Source organism: bacterium, from assembly GCA_018814885.1.
GTDB lineage: Bacteria > Krumholzibacteriota > Krumholzibacteriia > LZORAL124-64-63 > LZORAL124-64-63 > JAHIYU01.
The window spans coordinates 1-7553 of sequence record JAHIYU010000023.1 but is presented as its reverse complement, the minus strand read 5'-3'; the positions used below and the strand labels follow the sequence as shown (position 1 = coordinate 7553).

General features: G+C 64.9%; 6 protein-coding genes. 2 read left to right on the top strand and 4 right to left on the bottom strand.

Annotated elements, in window-relative coordinates:
* Window positions 1–683: AmmeMemoRadiSam system protein B (gene amrB / locus KJ554_01280; protein MBU0740964.1), on the top strand; the 683-nt coding region annotated here is incomplete at its 5' end.
* 40 nt (window positions 684–723) lie between these two features.
* Here amrB and KJ554_01275 read toward each other — a convergent pair.
* Window positions 724–1107, bottom strand: coding sequence for a DUF302 domain-containing protein (locus KJ554_01275; GenBank protein MBU0740963.1), 384 nt, complete (start codon window positions 1105–1107; stop codon window positions 724–726).
* 171 nt (window positions 1108–1278) lie between these two features.
* Between KJ554_01275 and KJ554_01270 the strand changes: the two genes are divergently transcribed.
* Window positions 1279–1545 carry a hypothetical protein gene (locus KJ554_01270; GenBank protein MBU0740962.1) on the top strand — a complete coding sequence of 89 codons (267 nt, stop codon included), beginning with the start codon at window positions 1279–1281 and terminating at the stop codon, window positions 1543–1545.
* 435 nt (window positions 1546–1980) lie between these two features.
* On the opposite strand, the gene KJ554_01265 is transcribed toward KJ554_01270, so the two are convergent.
* The 3 genes from KJ554_01265 to KJ554_01255 all read right to left on the bottom strand — a co-directional run.
* Complete coding sequence (locus tag KJ554_01265; GenBank protein ID MBU0740961.1) at window positions 1981–6393, bottom strand: T9SS type A sorting domain-containing protein; 4413 nt, start codon at window positions 6391–6393, stop codon at window positions 1981–1983.
* 6 nt (window positions 6394–6399) lie between these two features.
* A complete protein-coding gene (locus KJ554_01260; protein ID MBU0740960.1) occupies window positions 6400–6978 on the bottom strand; it encodes a hypothetical protein in 579 nt (192 codons plus the stop codon).
* Window positions 6979–7378: 400 nt separating this feature from the next.
* Window positions 7379–7553: transposase (locus tag KJ554_01255; GenBank protein MBU0740959.1), on the bottom strand; the 175-nt coding region annotated here is incomplete at its 5' end.

Genomic DNA, 7553 nt, shown 5'->3' with positions numbered 1-7553 from the left:
TGGCGGCGCGGCTGGACGGGATCGTCGAGGTGGCGCCCGGACGGCAGGCCGCCGAGCACTCGATCGAGGCGCTGCTGCCCTGGCTGGGCGCGGCGGTCGAAGAGCCGCTGTTCGTGCCGATCCTGGTGTCGGGCATGGAACTGGATACGCTGCAGGCGCAGGCGGACGCGTTGGCTGCGGTCCTGGCCGACATCTGCCGCGAGCACGGCTGGGTGCCGGGCCGCGACCTGGGCCTGCTGATCTCGGCCGACGCCGTGCACTACGGGTGCGAAGGCTGGGGCGGGAACGGCTACGCGCCCTTCGGCTGCGACGAGGCCGGTCATGCGGCCGGGCGGGCCCAGGACCTGACCCTGGCCGCGGCCACGCTGGCCGGGCCGCTGGGCGACGCGAGCGTCGTGGCGTTCGTGCGCCTGGTCTGGGACCCGTCCCGTCCCGACTATCCCGACTATCCCTACCGGATCACCTGGTGCGGCCTCTACTCCATCCCCTTCGGCCTGACGGTGGCGGCGCGGCTGCAGGAGCGTCTCGGCGCCCCGCCCCTGACCGGCGAGCTGCTGCGCTACGGCGACAGCGTCACGGACGGCCGCCTGGCGGCGCCCGGGACGCGCCTGGGCGTGACGGCACCCAACACGCTCGCCCACTGGGTGGGTTACGCGACGGTAGTCTATCGGCCGGAGGACTGAGCCGTTGCAGACGGAGAGCTTCGGCAACCGGACGGGCTGATCACCGCGCCTCGTCGACCATGCGGATGGTCTTCTCCTGTACTTCCGCGGCGACCAGCCGCAGCGCCTCGTCGTCCGAGAGCGCCGACAGCATCTGCGCGGGCTCGATCAGGCCGATCTTCGTCCGGCCGCCCTCGGTGAAGACCGAGATGCGGCAGGGCAGGGCCATGTTCAGGCGCATGTCGCTGGACAGGACCTTCGCGGCGTGCACGGGATTGCAGACCTCGAAGACCTTGCAGTCCTCCGCGAAAGCGACGCCCTTGCCGCGCAGCGTCTCCCCCAGGTCGTGGACGTGCAGCACGCCGAAGCCGTTGCGCGCGACCGCGGCTTCGAGATCCGCCGCCGCCCGGGCGAAGGTCTTTTCGGATTCGACGATGTAGTACATGTCCTCTCCCGTTGCTGGCCGTGGCCGAGTCGGATCGCATATACGCGGATAGTAGCGGATTTCCGGGGGGAATTGAAAGGATGCATCGGTTGGAGCCGCGACGGGGCTTCCGGCCCGACGCGCCCTGGAACCGCACTTGACGACACACGCCCGTCAACTAGACTCGTAGGCATGACGAAGCTGAAGGGTCCCACCCGCTCGCCGCACATCCAGCTGGCCCTGGTCACCGGCGCCAGCATCATCGCCATGGCCTACGTCTCCAAGCGCGTGCTGCCCGAGCCGATGACCTACCTGTCCCTGGCCATCCCGCCCTTCATCGCCACGATCTGGGGATCGGCGGAGCACAAACACAAGGGCTCCAGGGCCTGCCGGGTCAGCTACTGGGCGACCGCCATCGTCCTCGCCACGGCAATGGTCATCCTTCACAACCTGCCCTGATCAGGCCGCGGCCCCCTCCCCTCATAACTACTGCCTGAACCACCCCACCTTTCCCGGAGCCCCCGTCACCCGGGTCCGGCCACCCTGGCCGTAGTCTGCCGACTGCGATGATATGCCTCCTCGAATTCCACGGGCGGAATGCAACAGATCGACTCGAGCAGCCGCAGGTTGTTGAACCAGTCCACCCATTCGAGCGTCGCGAACGCCACAGCCTCGAGATGTCGCCTGAGCCTGCGACTCCAGATCGGCCCGGTCTTGTACAGGCCGAGCACAGATTCGACCGGACGCCCGGTGCAGCGGATCGGCGTTGATCGTCGATGAACGACACCTCAACTCCGACCGCGGATCGTCCTCCCCCGATAGGGATGCCCGGCTGCCAATCCCCTGGGGGTTCGACAACCGGGCTGGTTGCACGATCTGGACAACTGACGCGGACTATTTCAACAGCACGATCTTGCGCATCTGGACGGCGTCGTCGGTCCGCAAGCGGACCAGGTAGACGTCGCTGGCTGCGCGCTGGCCGCGGTCGTCGGTGCCGTCCCATACCGCCTCGTGGAAGCCGGCCGGCAGTGAGGTCCGGACCAGGGTGCGCACCAGCGAACCCTGCACGTCGTAGATGCCCAGCGTCACCGCCGACTCGCGGGCCAGCTCGTAGGCGATGGTCGTGCGCGGGTTGAAGGGATTCGGGTAGATCGATGCCAGGACGGTCGCTTTGGGCACGGACGGTCCGCCCTCCACGGCAGTCAGATCGGTCAGGATGTGCAGCTGATAGCCCCCCTCGATCGTCAGGTCCGCCAACCTCGCCTTGGACACGGCGACACAGTAATAACCGGCCTGCTCGACCTCGGCGAAGATGATCTCGTCCTCGCCGGGCCCGTTCAACCAGGCCACTGCGACGGCATCCGCGCTCGACTTCGACTGATAGGCCAGGTCGTCCCGGTGTCCTGTCAGGGCCCAGTCCACCTCTCCCGACACGTTCTGCAGGGTGATCCGGCAGAGCCCGGCATCCATGTAGAACTCATGGAGAGCCAGAATCTGATGAGCTCCCAGGATGAAGGGACCGTAGACTCCCTCGACGGCCATGCCCCCGTAGAGGGACTCTCCAAGCTCGGCGACATAGGGCTCGGTCCCGCCGTTCAGCAGTACGCCGACATCGAAGGCCCGGAACGATGTGCGATTGAAGTTGATGAGCACGTAGTCGGACTGCTCGGTCCCCCAGCCGGAAGAGACGAGATTGGCGGCGAATCCGTCCTTGGGGCCGGCAGCCAGTTCGTGGATCCGGAGATCGACATCGCTGCTGTCTCCCGGAATCACCGCGACCGCGCCCCAGTACCCGTCGTTGCCTGAATGAGCAAAGACCGGCGTCCGCAATCCATCGCAGTTGTACAGGTAAAGTTCGCCGGTACGAATGTCCGGCCAGCCCCCGGTGCGATCGGGAGGCGCGGCACGCGTCGTGACGCCCGTGACCGGCATTTCCGGCGGCGACCAGACCCACTGCTCTCCATAGATGTTGTCATCCTCGTGTATCTCCTCGATGACATCGTCGGCGTCGAGATGCACACCGAGAGTATGGCGGCCGCTCCTGACCGTCCTGGCGTCACTCGAGTTGTCCGTATCTGTCCCGTGTGCCGCGAACTCGCCCCACACCAGGTCAGGTGGGAAGGCGACCGGCTCCCCGTCCAGGTGGATCCGCGAGATCATCCCCGCAGCAGCGGCGGTCGGACTGTTGTTGAGGACCGCGAGATTGAGATAGGTCGAGGGATCGTCTCCGTGCAGTATGTCGGGCACCGGCACCGACGACGGGATCCCGTCATCGGCGGAACGCGGCACCAGCGGTGCATACCAGCCGGCGGCCGCATGAGGTTCGTAGTCGGCCGGCGTGCTCCAGACCCGCGTGGTCAGATCGATGGCACCCTTGTCTTCGCGCGAATCGCGATAGACCACCAGACAGTTGTAACCCGCTTGCGCGACCTCGAAATCCAGACGGGCGGCATGGTCGACATCGGCCGTCGCATAGGCATCGTAATCCATGAGATCGCCGGTGGCGAAGTCGTCATCGAGCCAAAGGACGTGAACCGGTCCCGTGCCGGAATCGATCTCCACCGTGATGCTCACAGGCCCGATGTCGCCCGGCAGGACGCGGAACTCCCTGAGCATCAGCATATCTTCCTCACCGATGGTCGACGCGGTGAGTTCGTCCCAGGGCAAGGATTCGCTGATCACATGCTCGGCCCGGTAGCTGTGCGGCAGGAGGTCATAGATCGGATCGAGATTGAGGACGCCCACGTCCCAGTCGCCCAGGGCCGTCACGTTGCGGTTCACGATCACGGCATCAAGGCTCCCGGCGCCCCTGCCGGACCAGCAGAGGTACGAGCTGAAGCCGTTGTCGGCGCCGGTGGAGGGATCGTGAAGGAGGCAATCGAAATCCTGCTCGTCATCGAGAGCGTGAATCCAGACCGCATTCCACCATCCTGTCGTGGTGAAGCGCAAGCCGTCGCAGTTGTAGTAGATCGGAGATCCGTCCACGATCGATTCACAGCCTCCGCTGCGGTCCGGCGGCTGACCGCGCCCGATGGCGTCGCCTTCGCTCAGCTCGAAGGGAGTCCAGATCCACTGGTGGGCCCAGCGATTGTCGGACTCGTCTCCCTCGGCGATCACCTCGTCCGCATCGATGAATCCCTCGGTCGTGTGCCGGCCACCTGCGATTTCGAGGGGACCCCCGTTCAGGACGTGAAATGCGGTCAGGGGCAACACGGGTCCTCCCCAGATGGATGAATACCGCCATTGACCGTCCACCAGGAAGTCCATCCTGAACCCGATCCCGGTGGATTCCTCGCCGGCATTCCGTCCGCTCAGGTTCCAGTAGGTGCTGGAGATGTTGCCGGGAAGAGTTGTGGGCGCCGTGACGATAGAGATGGTGGCATCGCCGCTCGCCCGGGGCACGAGCACATCGTGCCAGCCGGGACGTTCGTAATAGACGAGATCCGCCGGCAAGGGCTCCCGGATCCGGATCGTACCGAGCTCGGCGTATCCATCGCTCGCCTTTCCCGAGCGGTCCACCGTGCGGATCTTGAAGACGTAGTCTCCCGGTGCCAGGGGGGGGGTCGTGTAGGTCGTCACGTCCCCGATTTCCGGGGTGCCGTCGGGGTCCGGGCCCGCGGGGGATGTCATGACGACGCTGTAGCCCTCCACTCCCGAGGCGTCGTCGGCGGCGCGGGTCCACGTGAATTCGACGGTGGCGTCCGGAGAGGCGATCCCGCCCGGGGTATGGCTCACGCAGGTCAGATCGGCGACGATCTCGGGGTCGAACGAGTCGATCTCGTAGCCGCAGTTCTTGGCGGTCTCCCAGAGGTCCTCGCGTTCGCCGGGATAATCCCAGAGCTCATCCAGCAGATCGTACAGGAACCACATGGGAGTCGTCGGCTCCTCCTCTTCCGCGATGATGAAGATAGGTACTGTCCCGTAATGCAGGCGGTCCCGCCAGGCATCCGCGACATCGTGATCGTCCTGGGTGTCATCCTCGATGTCGCGCAGGAGCGCCGCCATGAATCCCTCGGTCCGCGTGGGATCGTGCGGCGCTCCGTCCTCACTGCATACATCCGGAGTCTCGAACTCGGCATCGTAATCGTAGTCGGCGGCCGTGCCGTAATCGGCCAGGAACGAACGCGTGATCACGTCCGCCAGCCAATCGGGCCAACCCTCGTTCCAGGCGTCCTCCGCGGTCTCCCTGCACCAAATGCAATGGCCGCAGTCGCCGTCATCGCAGAATCCGTTGCAGTAGTCCGACCCCGAACCGCGGGAGAAGTGCTTGATCCAGTGGTGGCCGTATTCGTGGATGTGCGTGGTCTCCCGCCACTCGCGATCGCTGCCGACGTGGATCTCCTCGAAAAACACCAAGTACTCGGCGCCTTCCGGGCCGTCGGGCCACTGGACGTGCACTTCGGGCATGTCGTAGCCGTGATGGTCCTGCAGCCAGCGTATGGCTCTCCTGATATTGGTCTGGATGTGCAGCGCGGGGTGATCGTCCTCGTCCGAAGGCTGCTGGTCGCCCATGTAGAGGGCCGTGCCCCCGTAATCGTCCTCGGTCGGGGTCTCCCAGGAGTACTCCGTCTCGAAGAGACCCGCGGTCTGGACCCGGACACGAGGGCTCTCCGTCTCGAAGTACACGTGGATGTCGGGCTGCTGGTCCTCCCACCAGCTGGGATCCCAGCGGAAGGTGAAATCGTAGCGGCCGTCCTCGTCGGTGTAACCGTGGTCCAGCACCTCGTCGTCGGACCAGTCCTCGTCGTGCACTTCGACCTTCACGCCGTAGGCACCGATCCGCTGGCCGTCCTCTCGCTGATAGCTCAGGCGCCCCCAGACGCGGATGTCCCTCGCCTTGTCCGGCGACTCCCCGTCCGTTTCGCCGAGGAAGGTGTTCGTGTCCGCCTCGGCCAGCCGCGCCGTGGTTCCGGTCTGGGTCCTGACGAAGGCCGTCTCGGAGAGGTCGACGGGTTCCTGGTAGGCCGCCAGGTCGACCTCGTAGTTCAGAAGCAGGGGTTGATCCGCGTCGATTGGCACGGCCTCGAAGGACACGAGGACGCTCTCCTGAGCCTCGAGCTGCGTGTCGCCGGGCGAGTCGACGCTGTTGATCGTCCAACCGCTGGACACGAGGTTCACGTTGGAGAGGAAGAGGGGCCTTCCGGCCGTCATTTCCAGAGTCCCTGCGAACGGCCGGCCCGCGACGGCGACACGGGGCTCGCCGAGCATTCGGACCTTGATCGGATCGTAACGTACCGTGGCCGAGGCAGGGGTCGCCGTGAACAGGCAGAGGGAGATCATGGCAAATACGATCAGAAGGTATCGCATGGCTCGTCACTCCCTTCCCTGCCCCGGCGGGACGTCATTCGCGTCGAAGGGGCGCGACCGGTCTACCCGAACGGCCGGTACCTCTGGACGCAGGATCCGATCGATGACGGCTTCAATCTGCTCGGCGACCTCGGTGCGTCCTTCGCGGCGGGCGAAGTCGGCCTGGATCCGCAGCAATGCCAGTCCCGTGTCCACCTTGAGCGCCTCGATCTCGCGCTGGATGGCCAGCGCTTCCTGAGAGTCGGACACCTGTCGGAAACGCTCATGCAGACGGCTCAGACCCTCTCGTTCCTGCTCCTGGATTCGGCGCATCTCGACTACCATCGGCGCAGCCACCCGTGGCTGGGCCACGGAATTCTCGACCTGATCGACCCTGTCTTTGGTGTTCAAGTCCGCTTTCTGCCCGGTCGCCAGCGGCGCCGGGCCCGAGACGACAAACGCCAGAGCCAAGAACGGAAGCGTCGGGCCCAGCCAGACCGACACTTTCTGCGGTGAGGTCCGCCATAGCCGGACCGAGCCGGCGACGCAGCGGATGATTCGGAGCAGTCGCTGCCGGTCCTCATGTGATGTCTGGATATGTCTCATGATCTTATCACCTCCCCTGACTTGGAACCGCGGAACTGGAACCATCTCTTGCAACAGCCACAACCATGAGCTGGAGGGCCACCACATCGATCCTGGATCCGAGTCCGCGTCTGGTGAGTCGGAGTTGCGCTGGCCACAGGAAAATGTGGTAACCGGCGGGAGGGATGTCGGCTGCACGGGGAAAGTGCGGGAAATGGAGATCGAGGTGTTATAGATCATCCCGCACACGCGAGATTGCAGCGGATAACATCCCAACCCGCTGGGATTATAGAGGCGAATGGTGTCCGGGTCAATGGGGTACAAAGTGGAATCATCTCCTCACTTGTTCTATAATAAGCAGTACCTGAATCCCGATATGATCAATATACCAATTATCATATATGCCGTGCCGTGATCGTATTCAGCAGACACCGGGTCGCAGCACCGCCGCCAGAAGATGCTGATCGCTCTCGTCGTTGAACGTGGCGAACGCCAGCAGCGGCAGGTAGCACCACCGGTCGTAATGGCCATTGAACAGGGACAACTGCTGTCGGCCGTGGGTGGGATCGTCGGTGGCGTCGAGGTCCAGGGTCACC

Bases quoted from the DNA above. Each gene is read 5' to 3' on its own strand.
- KJ554_01260 (MBU0740960.1), bottom strand. From the start codon at position 6,978: ATGAGACATATCCAGACATCACATGAGGACCGGCAGCGACTGCTCCGA.
- KJ554_01275 (MBU0740963.1), bottom strand. From the start codon at position 1,107: ATGTACTACATCGTCGAATCCGAAAAGACCTTCGCCCGGGCGGCGGCG.
- KJ554_01265 (MBU0740961.1), bottom strand. From the start codon at position 6,393: ATGCGATACCTTCTGATCGTATTTGCCATGATCTCCCTCTGCCTGTTC.
- KJ554_01270 (MBU0740962.1), top strand. From the start codon at position 1,279: ATGACGAAGCTGAAGGGTCCCACCCGCTCGCCGCACATCCAGCTGGCC.